General features: G+C 46.8%; 17 protein-coding genes. 10 read left to right on the top strand and 7 right to left on the bottom strand.

The features are described from left to right. Positions 1 to 3 precede the first annotated feature (3 nt). Positions 4 to 168 carry an anti-adapter protein SpxO gene (gene spxO / locus MKZ04_RS12860; RefSeq protein ID WP_023856228.1) on the top strand — a complete coding sequence of 55 codons (165 nt, stop codon included), beginning with the start codon at positions 4 to 6 and terminating at the stop codon, positions 166 to 168. Between the two features lie 23 nt (positions 169 to 191). Here spxO and MKZ04_RS12855 read toward each other — a convergent pair whose 3' ends face one another. Both MKZ04_RS12855 and MKZ04_RS12850 read right to left on the bottom strand, forming a co-directional pair. After that, positions 192 to 1,538 (bottom strand): sensor histidine kinase, encoded by a 1,347-nt coding sequence (locus tag MKZ04_RS12855; RefSeq protein ID WP_026580088.1) that lies wholly within the window; start codon positions 1,536 to 1,538, stop codon positions 192 to 194. Continuing rightward, positions 1,535 to 2,209, bottom strand: coding sequence for a response regulator transcription factor (locus MKZ04_RS12850; protein WP_023856226.1), 675 nt, complete (start codon positions 2,207 to 2,209; stop codon positions 1,535 to 1,537). Before MKZ04_RS12850 ends, MKZ04_RS12855 begins: the two co-directional genes overlap by 4 nt. A 238-nt stretch (positions 2,210 to 2,447) precedes the next feature. Here MKZ04_RS12850 and MKZ04_RS12845 point away from each other — a divergent pair, with 238 nt between their 5' ends. Further along, positions 2,448 to 3,818 (top strand): S1C family serine protease, encoded by a 1,371-nt coding sequence (locus tag MKZ04_RS12845; protein ID WP_095292314.1) that lies wholly within the window; start codon positions 2,448 to 2,450, stop codon positions 3,816 to 3,818. A 27-nt stretch (positions 3,819 to 3,845) separates the two neighbouring features. Here the strand turns inward: MKZ04_RS12845 and MKZ04_RS12840 are convergent, their stop codons facing one another. From MKZ04_RS12840 to MKZ04_RS12830, 3 genes are all read right to left on the bottom strand, one after another. Next, positions 3,846 to 5,276 (bottom strand): IS1182 family transposase, encoded by a 1,431-nt coding sequence (locus tag MKZ04_RS12840; protein WP_079289155.1) that lies wholly within the window; start codon positions 5,274 to 5,276, stop codon positions 3,846 to 3,848. Positions 5,277 to 5,397: 121 nt separating this feature from the next. Further along, a complete protein-coding gene (locus MKZ04_RS12835) occupies positions 5,398 to 5,862 on the bottom strand; it encodes a Dps family protein (protein ID WP_020452896.1) in 465 nt (154 codons plus the stop codon). A gap of 93 nt (positions 5,863 to 5,955) precedes the next feature. Next, the gene (locus MKZ04_RS12830) at positions 5,956 to 6,798 is read right to left on the bottom strand and encodes an oxidoreductase (protein WP_101561492.1); all 843 of its coding nucleotides are present in this window, start codon (positions 6,796 to 6,798) and stop codon (positions 5,956 to 5,958) included. Positions 6,799 to 6,940: 142 nt separating this feature from the next. On the opposite strand from MKZ04_RS12830, the gene MKZ04_RS12825 reads away from it, so the two are divergent. From MKZ04_RS12825 to MKZ04_RS12815, 3 genes are all read left to right on the top strand, one after another. Beyond that, a complete protein-coding gene (locus MKZ04_RS12825) occupies positions 6,941 to 8,095 on the top strand; it encodes a D-alanyl-D-alanine carboxypeptidase family protein (RefSeq protein ID WP_026580086.1) in 1,155 nt (384 codons plus the stop codon). A 110-nt stretch (positions 8,096 to 8,205) separates the two neighbouring features. Further along, positions 8,206 to 9,990, top strand: coding sequence for a M3 family oligoendopeptidase (locus tag MKZ04_RS12820; RefSeq protein ID WP_341046061.1), 1,785 nt, complete (start codon positions 8,206 to 8,208; stop codon positions 9,988 to 9,990). Between the two features lie 79 nt (positions 9,991 to 10,069). After that, complete coding sequence (locus tag MKZ04_RS12815) at positions 10,070 to 10,516, top strand: YusW family protein (RefSeq protein ID WP_328066850.1); 447 nt, start codon at positions 10,070 to 10,072, stop codon at positions 10,514 to 10,516. Between the two features lie 40 nt (positions 10,517 to 10,556). Here the strand turns inward: MKZ04_RS12815 and MKZ04_RS12810 are convergent, their stop codons facing one another. Then, positions 10,557 to 11,534, bottom strand: coding sequence for an ABC transporter substrate-binding protein (locus tag MKZ04_RS12810; RefSeq protein ID WP_020452891.1), 978 nt, complete (start codon positions 11,532 to 11,534; stop codon positions 10,557 to 10,559). Positions 11,535 to 11,686: 152 nt separating this feature from the next. Here MKZ04_RS12810 and MKZ04_RS12805 point away from each other — a divergent pair, with 152 nt between their 5' ends. Genes MKZ04_RS12805 through MKZ04_RS12785 form a run of 5 tightly spaced genes read left to right on the top strand, consistent with a single transcriptional unit; the run spans position 11,687 to position 15,561 of the window. Continuing rightward, the gene (locus tag MKZ04_RS12805) at positions 11,687 to 12,688 is read left to right on the top strand and encodes a FecCD family ABC transporter permease (RefSeq protein ID WP_328066849.1); all 1,002 of its coding nucleotides are present in this window, start codon (positions 11,687 to 11,689) and stop codon (positions 12,686 to 12,688) included. Further along, entirely contained in the window at positions 12,685 to 13,740 is a 1,056-nt protein-coding gene (locus MKZ04_RS12800; RefSeq protein WP_035400297.1) for a FecCD family ABC transporter permease, read from the top strand. Before MKZ04_RS12805 ends, MKZ04_RS12800 begins: the two co-directional genes overlap by 4 nt. A 17-nt stretch (positions 13,741 to 13,757) precedes the next feature. Then, a complete protein-coding gene (locus tag MKZ04_RS12795; protein ID WP_020452888.1) occupies positions 13,758 to 14,576 on the top strand; it encodes an ABC transporter ATP-binding protein in 819 nt (272 codons plus the stop codon). Beyond that, entirely contained in the window at positions 14,569 to 15,309 is a 741-nt protein-coding gene (locus MKZ04_RS12790) for an IucA/IucC family C-terminal-domain containing protein (RefSeq protein ID WP_103750111.1), read from the top strand. The genes MKZ04_RS12795 and MKZ04_RS12790 overlap by 8 nt, the downstream gene beginning before the upstream one ends. Further along, a complete protein-coding gene (locus MKZ04_RS12785) occupies positions 15,310 to 15,561 on the top strand; it encodes a YusU family protein (protein ID WP_020452886.1) in 252 nt (83 codons plus the stop codon). It abuts the gene before it with no gap. A 29-nt stretch (positions 15,562 to 15,590) separates the two neighbouring features. Here MKZ04_RS12785 and MKZ04_RS12780 read toward each other — a convergent pair whose 3' ends face one another. Next, a complete protein-coding gene (locus MKZ04_RS12780) occupies positions 15,591 to 15,932 on the bottom strand; it encodes a spore coat protein (RefSeq protein WP_075212655.1) in 342 nt (113 codons plus the stop codon). Positions 15,933 to 15,937 lie beyond the last annotated feature (5 nt).

Raw genomic sequence — 15,937 nt, 5'->3', positions numbered from 1 at the left:
TTGATGAAAGAAATCGATGATATGATCAGGCGTCTGCGCAGCAGGGGAATTAAGGTGGACAAAGTCAAATATCCAAAGCATGTCCTGTGCGAAAAGAAATGGATGAAAAAGCCGAAAAACACGATGAAGCCCAGCTATCGGGATTTCAACGGCTATTCGTTTATATGAAAAAAGACTGCAGCGTCTACAGTCTAATTTCGCGGAACGGATATTGAGTAGCACACACCGGTTTGATCATTCCGAATGGTCATGTCAGCATGGTGGAGCGTCAAGATTCGTTTAACGATGCTGAGTCCAATGCCGAATTCGCCTTTCTTCCCTTTATTAAAAGGCTCATACAGGCTGGAAAGCATCTCTTCTTCAATGTGTGGTCCGTCATTTTTAATGGTGATCAACGTATGTTTTTTCGTCGACCTGACGCTGATTTCAATGCATGTCTCCGCATAGCGGATCTGGTTTTCAAGAACGTTTTCCAACAGCTTGCTCCATTGTTCTTGATCGCCCGTCAACATTGTTTCCTCTTCAAGATCAATCTTCCAGTTCAATTCTTTTTTGGACCATTTCAAGCGTTCAACAACTTCTTTAATGACCTCTTGTATATCAAAAGTTCCGTACTGTCTTTCTTGTCTCAGCAAATAATCAAGCTTTGTCAGATAAAGAAGATCCTTGATTTTCTTTTCAAGTTTTTCAGCTTCGCCTTCAATGACTTCAATCGTGTTTTCCAAATCTCCTTTAGGGTAGATGCCGTCTTTGATCGACTGGGTATACCCGCGGATGACCATGACCGGCGTTTTCAGATCGTGGGAGATGTTTTGCAGGAGCGTGCGTTCTGTCTCATCTTTCTGGATGAGCTTTTGCCGCATGTCCTCAATGGTGTGCCCGAGCTTGCCGATTTCGTCTTCCCTGTCGACAATCACGGGATCATCCCAGTCCTGTTTAGAGATTTGTTTGACGTGTTTTTCAAGCGTGACGAGCGGTCTTGATAAATATTTCGCCAGCCAGATGGAAGGAATCCAGCTCAGCAAAATGACGACAATCAAAATAAACAGCAGCTGCTTAAACAGCGTATGGGACAAATCGTCCCTGTATGAATCAAGCGCATAGGACAATAGCAGAAACGTCTGGTCCTGGGTCTGGATTTTTTTGAGCACAAAGAAAATGTGCTCTCCGTTGACATTCTCCGAATACCTTTTTGAGGACTCGTCCTGTCTTTTGCCGAGCTTCTGAACCTTCTCGATAAATGAATCAGGGAGAATCTGCGGGCTTTGGTAGACGGTTCCTCTCTCAGGCAGCAGGACGTGCTGAACGTGGCGGTTTGTGCTTCGTGAGCCGCTGCTTCCGCCGAAGCCTCTTTCCGGTGAATCGGAAAATCCGTATTCTGTGAGAACATGCTGCTCATTTTCAATGTTCGTATAAATTTCGTCAGTAAAAAAGTTCTGCAGTGTTGTCGAGAATAAAAACGTCAGCAAAATCGAGACCGTTAACAGGATGCCGCAAATGACACTCCAAATTTGAAAGGCGAGCGACCTGTTCTTCATGATTTCAACATCCTGTAGCCGAACCCGTAGATGGTTTCCACTTTCAGTTCGGGCATTTTCTTGCGCAGCCTTCTGACAAGATCGTCAACGACGCGGTCGGTTCCGAAGTAATCGTCTCCCCAGACGCTGGTGAGGATATCCTCCCTTGAAAAGGCGCGGCCTTTGTTGTTTATAAATAGAAGCAGAAGATCAAATTCCTTTGACGTCAAATTGATCATGCTGCCATTTTCATAGACTTCTCTCAAGTCTTCATAGACTTCATAGCAGGAAACCGGCGTTCCTTTCTTCATTTCTCCCGGTTCTTCTTTATATATCAGCTTGAGCAGCTTTTGTACGCGGATGATCAGTTCCCTGGGGAGAAACGGCTTAGATATATAGTCGCTGCTGCCCAGCTCAAGCCCCAGCACTCTGTCAATATCGGCATCGCGTGCAGAAATAAAAATGACGGGGACTTCCGGATCATGATTTTTTATTTCTTTTATTAGCGTATACCCGTCGATATCTGGTAACATGATATCGAGAATCCATAAATGAGGTGACTGGCCTATTTTTTGCCTGGCACTTTCACCGTTTAGAAAAGAAGTGACGTGCCAGCCTTCACTCTCTAAGTATTTTGTCAGCAATTCATTTAAATTCTCTTCATCTTCAACTAGATAAATGGAGTATGACAAGGGCGGTTCACATCCTTTCTACGTCATTATACTAGTTTTAACATAAGTCTGGTCAATTTTCATAATTTCACATATTCTTTTCATTTTTATCCCACAATGTTTTCGTAACATACTCATCAGGGAAGAAAGGGAATGAAAACAGAGTGAACGACGGCCGGGTCTCTTTTTTTGTGGATGTTAAAGCTTTTATGCCATTTGCGATAGTTGAAGACAAGAAAAATAAAGGAAGTGTACGCTTATGGATTTTAGACGCGATGACGAACAAAAACATGCAAATGAAGAGCAGCTTCGCGAAGAAGCGCAGACGCCGCAAACGGCAGGTTCTGAGGAGCAGCAGTCAGAACAGCCGGCAAAGGAGCCCGAGCTGATTTTAAAGAAAGATACAGACGATCAGTCAGATCTTACGAATAAAGAAACCGCTGCAGCCCTGGAAGATGCCAAGGAAACGAGAGCGGCAAAAGAAAAGCGGCGTAAGGCTTCGTGGCTGAGCCCGATTTTGGGCGGCATCATCGGGGGCGGTTTAGTGCTTGGAATCTCTCCGTATCTTCCGGGCGATCATCCGAGCGAAACCGCCGGAACCGAACAGACAGAGCCAAAGCAGTCGCAGAATTTCAACACAAAACCTGTCACAAACGCAGATAACGTGCCTGATATGGTGGAAGATTTGGAGCCTGCGATCGTCGGCGTTTCAAATATTCAAACGAGCTTCGGCTTCTCTGAGGACGACGTGGAGGAAAGCGGCACGGGATCAGGCGTCGTCTTTAAGAAAGACGGCGGCAAGGCCTACATTATTACAAACAACCATGTCGTTGAAGGCGCTTCGAAGGTAACCATCTCCTTATACAACGGTAAGACAGCGGATGCCAAGATTATCGGCAGTGACGCTTTGACTGATCTGGCTGTTTTAGAGATCAGCAGCAAAGGCGTTGATAAGGTTGCAAGTTTCGGAGATTCCGCAAAACTTCGCGCCGGTGAAAAAGTAATCGCGATCGGGAACCCTCTCGGCCTTCAATTTTCAAGAACGGTTACAGAAGGTATCATCAGCGGTGTCAACCGGACAATTGAAGTCTCCACATCTGAAGGGAATTGGGATATGAACGTCCTTCAGACAGATGCGGCGATCAACCCTGGAAACAGCGGCGGCCCTCTGATTAATAGCAGCGGGCAGGTCATCGGCATCAACAGCCTGAAGATCAGCCAAAGCGGTGTTGAATCACTTGGTTTCGCGATTCCGAGCAATGATGTTCAGCCGATCGTTGACGAGCTTTTGCAAAAAGGAAAAGTGGAGCGGCCTTTCCTGGGTGTGCAAATGATCGATATGCAGCAGGTGCCGGAACAGTATCAGCAAAATACGCTTGGCCTTTTCGGAGACCAGCTCAATAAAGGCGTGTACGTCGATAAAGTATCGCCGAAATCGCCTGCGGCTGATGCTGGCATGAAAGCCGGCGACGTCATCACCAAAATGAACGGCAAAAACGTCGAAACCACTTCAGATCTCAGAAAAATTCTTTATACTGAAGCAAAAGCAGGAGATACCGTCACATTTGAGGTGCTGAGAAACGGAAAGCAAACAACAATGAAAGCAAAGCTTGCGAAAAGCAAATCATAAATAAAAGCCATGGCGTCTGCCATGGCTTCAGACTGTTGACAAAATAGGTCGGATTTTTATAATCCGACCTATTTTTGTCCAATTTATTCTGTTTTTTCGATGAGAATGCTGACGATCAGGCCCTTTCCAGGTCCAATTCGCCAGCTTTTTGAGATTCATGGCAGCGAAAACAAGCATCGCCTGCATGGACAATTTTTTCTTTCCCCGCAGGGTTGTCCAGCGCAGGCCATGCTTGTGTTTTAAATCCGCAAAAACTCGTTCGATCGTTTCTTTGCGTTTGGCGTAGATTCGCCTATTCTCATCCGTGTGGCGAAGATGGTCGGCTTCATCCAAATGATCCTGCCAGAGATGCCTGTGAATCATCTTTCGATGATTTCGACTTTCCGTACATTGCTTCAGAAAAGAACAGTGTTCACATCGGTTTGGATCTGATGCATAAATCCGATAGCCTTCACGGTTGGTTGTGCGATATGTCAGAACGTGATCGTCAGGGCAAATATAAGCATCGTAATATTCATCGTATACATATTCATGTTTTCTCATGAACCCTTTTTTAGTTTGTGGTCGAGTGTAAGGCATGACGGGACGGACATTTTGATCACTTAGAAACTTTGCGATAAACGGCGTTTTATATCCGGCATCAACTGCGACTGTATGAGGCTTAGCGACGTGCTCTTTCACCTGTTGAAACAGGGTCGTGAACACTTGGCTGTCATGAATATTGGCAGGCTCAACAACCGCCCCCAGCACAAATCCATTCCGGTCACAAGCTGTATGAAAACCATAAGCAAAAAGACGTTCCCGTTCACCTTTTACAAAATAACCGCTCTCAGGATCTGTCGTACTTTCTTTTATTTCCCGTTCTTCTGAGCATTGCCTGGGCTTTAAGGGCTTTTTGCCGTTGGCTTCGCGATCGGCATTAATTTCTCGATCTAATTGTTCCTGATAAGCTCTTGTTTCTTTTCTCACAATCTTCTTCACAAACTTTTTCTTATTCGCATTGGCTTTGACATGGGTTCCATCGATAAAGGCGACCGACGGGTCGACAAGACCGAGATCCATGGCCTGACGCAAGATTTTATAGAAGATTGTTTCAAATAGGTCCGTATCATGAAAACGGCGCTCATAGTTTTTACTGAAGGTTGAAAAATGAGGGATTTTTTCAGAAAATCCATATCCAATAAACCAGCGATAAGCGACATCGGTTTCGATCCGTTTAATGGTTTCGCGCATCGAGCGGTGGCCAAACACGTACTGAATCAGAACCATTTTGATCAATACAACGGGATCAATGCTTGGGCGCCCTTTTGAAGAATAAAGGGGAGCAACTTTTTCATAAATAAAAGAAAAGTCCATGGCTTCTTCTATTTTCCTGACCAGATGGTCTTCCGGGACAAGTTCACTTAAGGCAAAGACTTCAAGCTGTTCGCGCTGATCTTTAGAGTGCTTAGACAACATGGCAAAACCTCCAAAAACTAGATTTCACTCACATTTTAACAAAAAAAGCTTGTCGATCAAGCCACTTTTTGTGGCTTTGTCGACAAGCTGAAGCCATGGCGTCTGCCATGGCTTTTTCATATTACTTGTCCAAAAATGAACTAAGCATCCAAATTTGCTTATCAATTTCCTCTGTCAGGGCGATATAAAGGTCAGCGGTAGAATGGTCTGATTTTTCTTCCGCCAGTTCTATGGTATGCTGAATTTCATCGCGGATTTGACGGTAATCGCTGACAAGTGCGGAAACCATTTCTTCGGCCGTTTTTTCGGATCCGTTTTCCTCGATTGTGCCGTGGTCAAGGTATTCTTTCATTGTGGCAAGCGGCTGTCCGCCGATGGCCAGCAAGCGTTCCGCGACCACATCTGCTGTTTCTGCGGCATGGTTGTAAAGCTCTTCGAATTTTTCATGAAGGGTAAAGAACTGCGGCCCTTTTACATACCAGTGAAAACGGTGAAGCTTCGTGTAGAGAATGAACCAGTTGGACAAATTCGTATTCATTGAGTTTTCAAGTACAGGATTTTGCTGTTTTAATTGTTGAGAGATCATGTGATATTTCCTCCTCGTGTTTTCATTTGTTAATTATATTATAACAAATATAATATTAAAATCAATACTAAATTATAATTATTTTAAATAACCTTATTTAAACAAATTTTTAATGACCGCGCGTTCCCAAATCCTCCATGGCAGGGCGCTGTGGAGGAGGATCATGAGGCGGACGCCCCTGCCGATCGGATAGCGCAGCCTGTTCAGCCGCTTTTTTACAGCGAGGCGGCAAATCAGTTCAGCCACATCATCAGGGTTTCCGTAATGTTGGCGGTTCGCCGCAATGTAGGCGGAGATTCGCTCAAAATATGTACTGTACCGTGATTCGGCTTCAGGTGCAGTGACCTGGGCGGCAAATGATGTCTCCCAAATCGCCGTCTGATACGATCCCGGCTGGACGACGGCCACATCGATTCCGAATGGGCGGAGTTCGAGGCGGAGGCTTTCTGAAAAGCCTTCAACCGCATGCTTTGATGAAGCATATGCCGAGAAAGCGGGGAAAGCGATCTGTCCGCTGATACTGCTCAGATTAATGATTTTGGCGCCGCTGTGTTTCTTCATATAAGGAAGGACCGCTTTCGTTACGGCCATCAGGCCGAAAACATTTGTCTCATACTGTTTTCTGTAGTCGTCAAGAGAAAGCTCTTCAGTAAATCCGCCGTATGCCGTTCCTGCATTATTGACGAGAACGTCTATCTGTCCGTACGGTTTCAGCTCTTCGGTAAATGTTGAAATCGATTGTTCGTTTGTGACATCTAGTTCAGTGACGGCAATCGATGAATCGATCGAAAGCTCCGCTATGCGGTTCCGTAAAGCTTCCGCTTTTTCGGGATGGCGCGCCGTTGCGATGACGAAATGAGTGCCGGCGAGTTTTAAAGCGGTCAATAAACCAAATCCGCTCGTCGCGCCTGTTACGATGGCGATTTTATTATTCAATGAGTTTCCTCCATTCAAAATTTTGGCTTGTTGACAAAAAAAGGCTTGTCAGCGGCAGTTTATCATTGCTAAAATTTAAAAAGTGCTAAAAGACCTATTTTTTATAAAAAAACGCAAGAGAGAAAGAAGGCAGCGTGACACAATGAATGTTAAACGATCCCTCCTGTTCATTATTGTACTATGTCTGACGCTGTTTTTTCATAGCTCGGCTCAAGCAGGAGAAAAAAACAAACCGGAAATTAAAAGTGTTTCCGCCATATTGATCGATGGGAAATCGGGGCAGGTTCTCTATGAAAAAAACAGCCGCAAAAAAATGTACCCGGCCAGCATTACAAAAATTGCCACGGCGATTTATGCAATAGAAAACGGAAATCTAGAAGATCGTGTGAAAGTCAGCAAAAATGCTGCTCAAACGGAAGGATCAAGCGTATATCTGGAAGCGGGGGAGTCGGTTCCATTAAAACGGCTGCTCCAAGGGCTGCTGATGAATTCGGGAAATGACGCCGGAACGGCGATCGCCGAACATGTCAGCGGAAGCGTGAAACAGTTTGCGGATGATTTGAACGCGTTTATTGCTGAGCATGCCGGAGTGCATGACACTCATTTTGTGAATCCTCACGGACTGTTTGACAAAAATCATTATACGACGTCCGCCGACATGGCGAGAATTACCGAGTACGCAATGAAAAACAAAACGTTTCGAGCGCTTTTTTCGGAAAAGCAAACGTCATGGCACGGACAGACGTGGGACACGACGCTGAAAAACCATCACCGAATGCTGACAGGTGAGATTCCTTACAAAGGAATAACCGGCGGCAAAACTGGATTTGTGGATGAATCAAAGCATACCCTTGTCACAACGGCAACACGGGGCAGCCTTAATTTAATCGCCGTCATCATGAAGGCCGATAGCAAGAAAATGATGTACAGCGATACAAAAACGCTTCTGGATGAAGGATTTCACAATTACGAGACACAAGAACTCAAAAAGGGAGAGGCGTTTACCGACCAGAACGGGACAAGCCATGAACTGAAAAACCCTTTATACGTGACGAAAAAGAAAGGCGAAGCCCTAAGTGAAAATGTAGACAGCGACGGAATTCTGAACATTAAAGGGGAGGACGGCAGGCTGCTTCAGGCCCTGCAAATCGCAGAACCATTCAGCGCGGAAATATCAAGCGGCACAGATGCTGTTCAAGGCCCGCCGCAAAGTAAAGGCGGATTGTATTTATTTGTGTTCGGCCTAATCGGTTTATTGACGGCCAGCTATGCGGTCAAACGGATGAGGCAGCTGTAATATGATCAGGGAAGAGGCGTGCCGGCTCACAAGCCGGCCGTTTTTTATTTGCCCTGAAAAGCCAAATTTATCTTATAATGGAAACAAGCCAATGAAAGGGGACGGGAACAATGACATTTCATCAACTTAAAGATACGTGGGATCTCGAGGTTTTCTTTAAAGGCGGGAGCGGCTCCGTCGAGTTCCGTCAATATTTAAATGAAATTAAAGCGCTGCTTTCAACTTTTAAACGCTCTGCCGAGGCTCTTACCGTCTCAAAAAGCGGTCTTGATGAATTGAAGGAAACACTCGCGCTTTTTGAAACAATTGATGTTAAAATCCGCGAAGCAGACGCTTTTGTCGGATGTCTCCAAGCGCAGGACACCGCGGATTTAAAGGCGAATGCCCTTAATTTTGAGGTCACCCAGCTCGCTGCCGATGCTCAGAAGGCGCTGGTCGTGCTTGACAGCAAATTTGCCGTTGTCTCAAATGAAGAATGGGAAGCGATCCTTCAAGAAGAAGGCATTTCCGATATCGCTTATATTTTGAATGAGAGAAGGGAGCGGGTAACGGAAAAGCTTGGTACCGAACAGGAAACATTGATTCAAGGTTTGTCTGTTGACGGATATCATGCTTGGGGCGATATGTACGACAGCATCGTCGACCAAATTCAAATCCCGTATGAAGAAGATGGCGAGACGAAAATTCTGTCTGTCGGACAGGCGCAGAACCTGACATCTAAACCTGACAGAAAGATCCGCCGCTCCGTATCGGAAAATTTGGACCACGGCTGGGAACAGCACGCTGATTTGCTCAGCAGCGCGCTGAATCACCTCGCCGGTTTCAGACTGAACGTCTATGAGGCGAGAGGCTGGGACAATGTATTAAAAGAACCCCTGGACATCAATCGCATGAAGCAGGAAACCCTTGATGTCATGTGGCAGGTCATTATTGATCATAAAAAGCCGTTTGCAGACTATCTTTCCCGGAAGGCGTCTATGCTTGGGCTGGATAAACTGAGCTGGTATGACGTCGAAGCGCCGATCGGTTCAGCGGCAAAGGAATATTCGTATCAAGAGGCAGCCGCTTTTATTACCGGGCAGTTTAAAACGTTTGGAGAAAAGCTCTCCTCCTTTGCCGAAAAAGCGCTCAGAGACAGATGGGTTGAAGCTGAGGACAGGGGAGGCAAACGCCCGGGCGGCTTTTGCGCCAATTTTCCTGACAGCGGGGAATCGAGAATATTTATGACATTTGCAGGAAGCCAGTCAAACGTTTCCACGCTGGCGCATGAGCTTGGCCATGCCTTTCATCAGGAATCCATGCTGGACGTCAGACCGCTAAACAGGGCGTACGCGATGAACGTGGCGGAAACCGCGTCTACTTTTGCAGAAATGATCGTGGCTGATGCGGCATTAAAACAAGCCGGTTCAGACGAAGAAAAACTCGTCCTTCTGGAAGATAAAGTCCAGCGAAGCGTCGCCTTTTTTATGAACATTCACGCGAGGTTTCTATTTGAAACCCGCTTTTACGATGAACGAAAAAACGGCGTCGTATCCGCCGGAAGACTGAACGAGCTGATGGAAGAAGCTCAGAAAGAAGCGTTTTGCGGCGCGCTTGGCGAGTATCATCCGTATTTTTGGGCATCAAAGCTTCATTTTTATATTACGTCTGTCCCGTTCTACAATTTTCCTTATACGTTCGGCTACTTGTTTTCGCTTGGCATTTACGCGCAAGCGCTGAAAGAGGGGGCTGCGTTTGAAGAAAAATATATCGCGCTCTTAAAAGATACAGCCTCCATGTCTGTTGAGGAACTGGCGATGAAGCATCTCGGCGCCGATCTGACGAAGCGGGATTTCTGGGAAGCGGCCATTCAGCCGGCTGTCCGTGATGCAGAAGCATTGTTAGAGATGATATAAAGGCTTCCGCTGAGAGATTGAATGAGTTTCCGCAAAGTGGACATAGCTAAGGATAATGTGCATAGAGGAGATGAACGGTATGAACCTATTTCGGATAGCCGTTATCGCTCTCGTCATGATCCTGATGACCGGCTGCCGTTCAATAGCGGAAGAACATGCCGAAGGCAAGGAGGCCGTTCCCGATAACGCTCCTGTTTCAGATGTGGAAAGCGTGCCTTACGCTGCATTTGCATTGGAAGTGAACTATGGCCGTGGAAAGCACAATTCGTTTACAGCCGTATACGACAAACAGGAGCGGGAAGAAGCATCGATTAAAGACCACCTGAACGGAGCGGACCGCGAAGGGGAAGAAGCTTTAAACGAAATGAAAATGGTTTTAAGCGAGCTTTCGATCGCCAAATCCGATTCAAAGCAGGACGTGATCAGCAATGTGCTCGAGGCTTTCAATCTTGATGAGCGATATGACCTGTTTCATCTGCGGGTGAAATGGCCGGATGGTACGTCAAGAATCTATCACGGAAAATAAACAAAAGAGCATTTCCAACGGCGGAAATGCTCTTTTTTGCTTACGATTTTAAAAAGTATTTTTCGATGTCATCAAGGAACAGATACGCTGCTTTAACACCGCCGGCCGTCGTCCAGATCGCATCGTCGACTTCGTGGGCGTTTCCGGTTTTGACAGCGTTCAATTTTTTCCAAAGCGGATCGCTTGTCCAATCGTTTTGCCATGTTTCGGCCTCTGTTTTGCTTTCGGCAGGTTTATATGTGAAATAGAACAGGACATCCCCATCCATTTCAGGGATCGATTCTTTATTTTCCGTCATAAAAACAAATTTGTCGTCTTGTTTTTCAAACAGTTTTTCCTGTTTTTCCGGATACTTAAAACCGAGCTGATCCAAGATGATTCCCGGGAAAGAATCTTTATAGTAAATCCTTGATTGGCCGGCCATAAATCTGACAACCGACACCCGTTTCTTTTTCTGGTCACCGAGCTTGTCGCTTAATTCGCTGACTTTTTTATCGAAATCTTCTAAAACTTCTTTGCCCTTTTCCTCTTTGTTTACCGCTTTCGCGTAGAGGGAGAAGTTGTCTTTCCATTCGCCGCGCAGCGTTTCAGAGAAGACAGTCGGAGCAATTTTTTCAAGCTTGTCGTAGATTTTTTCATGTCTCATTTTATTCCCGATGATTAAATCAGGCTTTAGCTCGGCTATCGCTTCGATATTCGGTTCGCCTTCGAGCCCGACTTGCTTAACGCCTTTCATATCGGCTTGAATATGCTTATACCAAGGATCGCCTGTCCAGGATTTGACTGCACCCACAGGTTTGATTCCGAGTTCCAAAAGCGCTTCGGTTCCTTCATTTGTCAGGACGACGACTCTTTTTGGGTCTGCAGGCACTCGTTCTTCCGTACCCATTGCGTGTTTAACGGTGATCGTATCTTTATTCTCTCCGCCCTTTGCAGAGTCATCCTTGCCTCCGCCGCAGGCTGCAAGAATTGAAATCGCTAACAAAGCGATAAATCCAACAATTGACCATCTCTTCATGTGTGTCCTCCTTAGGTATGTAAGTCATTCATCCTGATCATAATTTTTGATCAGAATTTTGTCAATTGTTAATTGAAAATGATTTTCAAGATCAATGTTATCTGATACAATAACCAGTAGATGTTTCAGTCAAACTAGGAGAATTTTAATTTATGCTCTTAAGAACGAATAAATATAGAACAATCGCACTACTGTCTTTTATTTTGGTGCTGGTTGCCGCCGTTTGCGCTAGTATCGTATACGGTTATACGAATACGTCATGGTCGATGGCCTACAAGGCTTTTACCGGCTTCAGCGGCTCTAATGAACATCTTGTCATCAAAAACGTGCGTTTGCCGCGCGCGCTGATTGCTGCAACTGTCGGCGCTTCCCTCGGAGTTGCCGGCGCTTTAATGCAGGCGATGACCAAAAACCCGCTTGCTTCCCCGGGAATTTTCGGCGTGAACGCGGGTGCCGGTTTCTTTGTTGTTGGAGCGCTGTTTTTCTATCACGTCAGTTCGCTTCAGACGATTGCATGGATCTCGTTTTTTGGTGCAGCGTTTGCCGCGCTTGTCGTCTATTTTGTCGGCTCTCTCGGAAGGGAAGGGCTGACGCCGGTCAAGCTGACGCTTGCAGGGGCGGCGATGTCAGCGCTGTTCTCATCATTGACGCAAGGCATGCTTTCCGTTAATGAAGCAGCTCTTGAGCAGGCGCTGTTTTGGCTTGCGGGCTCTGTCCAGGGGCGCGACCTCAGCCTCTTGGTCTCCGTCCTTCCATATATCGTGCCGGCATTCATCATCAGCTTTTTACTCGGGGCGAAAATCAATGTCTTAACGATGGGAGAGGAAGTGGCAAAAAGCCTCGGCCAGAAAACGTGGCTGATCAAAGCGTTGATGGCGGTTTCGATTATCCTGCTTGCCGGGGGATCTGTCGCCGTCGCCGGGCCGATCGGTTTTATCGGTATTGTTATCCCGCATTTTGCAAAATTTATCGTCGGCCACGACCATCGCTGGGTTCTTCCGTACTGTGCCGTGCTGGGAGCCATCCTGCTTGTAACCGCAGACATTGGCGCAAGGTACCTGATTATGCCTGAAGAAGTGCCTGTCGGCGTCATGACAGCCATCATTGGGACACCCATTTTTGTCTATATCGCGAGAAGGGGGTTCCAAAAATGAAAAATTACCGCACGCTGAGAATCGGAAAAGGCGGCATTTCATTGTTGATCGGCAAAAAAGCGCTGTTTTCGTTCGTGATCCTATTGGTGTTGACGGCTTGTGCAGTCATCCTCAGCGCCGGCATCGGTGAACGTTTTATTTCTCCGGGCGCCGTCGCGAAAACGTTTTTGGGCATGGGGGATCCGGGCGATGACCTGATCATTATGTCCTTCAGGATGCCGCGGATTTTGGTCGCTCTGTTTGCCGGAATCTGTCTGGCGGCAGCCGGATCGATCCTTCAGGGTTTGATCCGCAATCCGCTCGCTTCGCCGGATATTATCGGTGTGACCGGCGGGGCTTCAGTCGCCGTTGTCTTGTTTTTAATGCTGTTTTCCAATAAAAACAATGCGCTTACGGTCAGCATCAGCTGGCTCCCGGTTGCCGCATTTATCGGCGCGGCTCTCGCCGGAATGCTCGTTTATTTTCTTTCATATAAAAACGGCTCTTCGACTTTCAGGCTCGTTTTGATCGGAATCGGATTTTCGATGCTTGCCCAGTCGCTAACGACATTGTTTATGATAAAAGGACCGATATACAGAATGTCTCAGGCGAACGTCTGGATTACCGGATCAGTATATGGATCGAACTGGCAGGATGTGAATATTTTAATGCCGGCTGCGCTTGTCCTTTTGCTGATATCCGCAGCCGCCGCCAGAAACGTCAACATTCAGACGCTTGGTGAAGAACTGGCGACAGGAGCGGGCAGCTCGGTTCAGCGGAACCGCTTTTTGCTCCTTCTGCTGAGCACGGCTTTTGCCGGAATTGCCGTTGCCTTTGCCGGAACCGTCGGATTTGTCGGTTTGATGGCCCCGCATATCGCAAGAAGGCTTGTCGGTTCATCATTCGGCGCCCTCTTGCCGGTTGCAGCGCTGATCGGAGGATTGCTTGTGCTGATTGCCGACATCATCGGACGCACGCTTTTTTCTCCCGTTGAAGTGCCTGCCGGTGTGTTTACTGCAGCGATCGGCGCCCCTTACTTTATCTACTTGCTGTATAAAAGCAGAAACCAATAAAAGGAGAGATTTCATTTATGAGTGCCATTTCAACAGAAACGTTAAGCTTAGGTTATGGAGAAACAATCATTATTGATGAGTTAAACTTAACGATCCCAAAAGGTGAAATCACCGTATTTATCGGCAGCAACGGCTGCGGTAAGTCGACTCTCCTTCGGTCTCTCGCACGTTTGATGAAGCCAAAGGGCGGTTCAGTGCTTCTCGAAGGCAGCTCCATCGCCAAACTTCCCACGAAAGAAGTGGCAAAGGAGCTGGCCATTCTGCCTCAAGGCCCTTCGGCTCCGGAAGGCCTGACCGTTCTCCAGCTCGTTAAGCAGGGGCGGTACCCTTACCAAAACTGGCTGAAGCAATGGTCGGCGGAAGATGAAGAGGCCGTGCAAAAGGCTTTGAAAGCGACAAGAATGGAAGAACTGGCTGAGCGCACAGTCGATTCCTTGTCAGGAGGCCAGCGGCAGCGCGCCTGGATCGCGATGACGCTCGCCCAGGAAACGGATATCATATTACTGGATGAACCAACGACATACTTGGATATGACGCATCAAATTGAAATTCTGGACCTTTTGTTTGAATTAAATGAACACGAAAAGCGCACGATCGTGATGGTGCTGCACGATTTGAACCTTGCCTGCCGCTACGCTCACCACCTCGTCGCGATTAAAGATAAAAAGATATATGCCGAAGGCCGGCCTGAATCCATTATCAACTGCAAGCTTGTGCAGGACGTTTTTGAAATGGACTGCGAAGTGACGAAAGATCCGCTTTTCGGCACGCCGCATTGCATTCCGTACGGAAGAGGAAGATGCATCGTCCAGCAAGTGGTTCAGTCCCATGCTTAATTTAACAAAAGAGGAGCTTGAGTCATTGCTTCGTTTTCGCCTTGGAACGAAGCAGACCGGCTCCTTATTCTCTGTTAAAGGAAACAAGCTCCTTGATGAGGATTTTTTAGAACGTTATGTAGAAGATATTAAAGACAGGCTGAACGCTCCGAATCAAAAAGTTGCGGCTTCAATGCTCGTCAAGCGCAGTGGGATGCTGGCTGCGCTGCATTTCTATCTGTTTACGGTTTGGGGAAAGCGCTTGCCAACCGCTCCTGCTTCCGTGTCATGGGAGATAGAAGCCGATGATCGAGGGTGGATGCCGTCGTTTTATTTTCACAAAGGTGCTGAGCTTATCGAAGCGGATCGCACCGAAGAACTGAAAAGATTGACTGAGGATATCTTCAGGTGCCACCTTGGCGGCCTGATCGCGGCCTGTCGGCGGGTATTTTCGATTTCAAAGCATATTCTTTGGGAAAATATTGCCGTATATCTGTATTGGATGTATGACACGCTTCTGGAAGATCCGAAACTCAAGGCGCGGGCGGCGCAAGATTTTCATTTTCTTCTTTATGAAGCTGAGCCCGGTCTTTTTGAAGAAGGGGCGGACGAAAACCCTCTCAAAAGGTTTTATCCCGGACAGCATGCGGAGGACCGGACACGGACGACTTGCTGTCTGTATTATGCAACAGACAAAAACGGTGTCAAATGCAGGACATGCCCGAGAAATAAACGTAAAGAAAGGGTGTCGTGAGTGGAAAAACTAAAGGAGCAGCTGGATGGACTTGTTGAGAAATATACGGAGCTGCTTTTAGGCGAAACGGACGAAGAACTGAAAGAACAGGTGAAGATGTGGATCATCTACAGCCATATCGCCAAAAGCATGCCGCCCCTCGCCAAGCATTGGAACGGAGCTTATCCGGATGCGAAGCAGGAGATAAAAGAAGTAATCCGCCAAATTAAAGAACGAAATGAAGCGCACCGAGCGGCTAATCAAAAAAAATAAGCAGGGAGACTCCTCTGCTTATTTTTTGTTTATTGGTTTTGCTGATATGGCGACTGGTCTTGCAATGTAGAATGGAACTGCTGATAAGACTGCTGGATTTTCTGGGCATCTTCTGCCTCCACCTTGTACCATCCGTTTTGAAACATCACCTGGTACAATCTGCGCTGTACGTTTTGCGCCTCGTTAAACAGCGGCTGAACAGCTTGGTAAAGCGACTCATGGCTTAATTCATTAAGCGCTGTCGAGTATGCTGCCGTCATGTATTTTTCGGTTGTCAGCAGTTCGTTGACAAAATCCCTGTCATTCATCGTGCTCGTTTTCGGGACAGGAGTTTCCTGATTGCCGATTTTCTGTTGGTTTTGCTGATTCATCATTA

The organism is Bacillus sp. FSL W7-1354, assembly GCF_038002405.1.
Taxonomy (GTDB): Bacteria; Bacillota; Bacilli; order Bacillales; family Bacillaceae; genus Bacillus; species Bacillus paralicheniformis.
This window is presented reverse-complemented; position numbering and strand designations above follow the sequence as displayed.

Coding starts and splice junctions, on each gene's coding strand:
- spxO (WP_023856228.1), top strand. CDS start 4: ATGAAAGAAATCGATGATATGATCAGGCGTCTGCGCAGCAGGGGAATT.
- MKZ04_RS12855 (WP_026580088.1), bottom strand. CDS start 1,538: ATGAAGAACAGGTCGCTCGCCTTTCAAATTTGGAGTGTCATTTGCGGC.
- MKZ04_RS12845 (WP_095292314.1), top strand. CDS start 2,448: ATGGATTTTAGACGCGATGACGAACAAAAACATGCAAATGAAGAGCAG.
- MKZ04_RS12840 (WP_079289155.1), bottom strand. CDS start 5,276: ATGTTGTCTAAGCACTCTAAAGATCAGCGCGAACAGCTTGAAGTCTTT.
- MKZ04_RS12835 (WP_020452896.1), bottom strand. CDS start 5,862: ATGATCTCTCAACAATTAAAACAGCAAAATCCTGTACTTGAAAACTCA.
- MKZ04_RS12825 (WP_026580086.1), top strand. CDS start 6,941: ATGAATGTTAAACGATCCCTCCTGTTCATTATTGTACTATGTCTGACG.
- MKZ04_RS12820 (WP_341046061.1), top strand. CDS start 8,206: ATGACATTTCATCAACTTAAAGATACGTGGGATCTCGAGGTTTTCTTT.
- MKZ04_RS12815 (WP_328066850.1), top strand. CDS start 10,070: ATGAACCTATTTCGGATAGCCGTTATCGCTCTCGTCATGATCCTGATG.
- MKZ04_RS12810 (WP_020452891.1), bottom strand. CDS start 11,534: ATGAAGAGATGGTCAATTGTTGGATTTATCGCTTTGTTAGCGATTTCA.
- MKZ04_RS12805 (WP_328066849.1), top strand. CDS start 11,687: ATGCTCTTAAGAACGAATAAATATAGAACAATCGCACTACTGTCTTTT.
- MKZ04_RS12800 (WP_035400297.1), top strand. CDS start 12,685: ATGAAAAATTACCGCACGCTGAGAATCGGAAAAGGCGGCATTTCATTG.
- MKZ04_RS12795 (WP_020452888.1), top strand. CDS start 13,758: ATGAGTGCCATTTCAACAGAAACGTTAAGCTTAGGTTATGGAGAAACA.
- MKZ04_RS12790 (WP_103750111.1), top strand. CDS start 14,569: ATGCTTAATTTAACAAAAGAGGAGCTTGAGTCATTGCTTCGTTTTCGC.
- MKZ04_RS12780 (WP_075212655.1), bottom strand. CDS start 15,932: ATGAATCAGCAAAACCAACAGAAAATCGGCAATCAGGAAACTCCTGTC.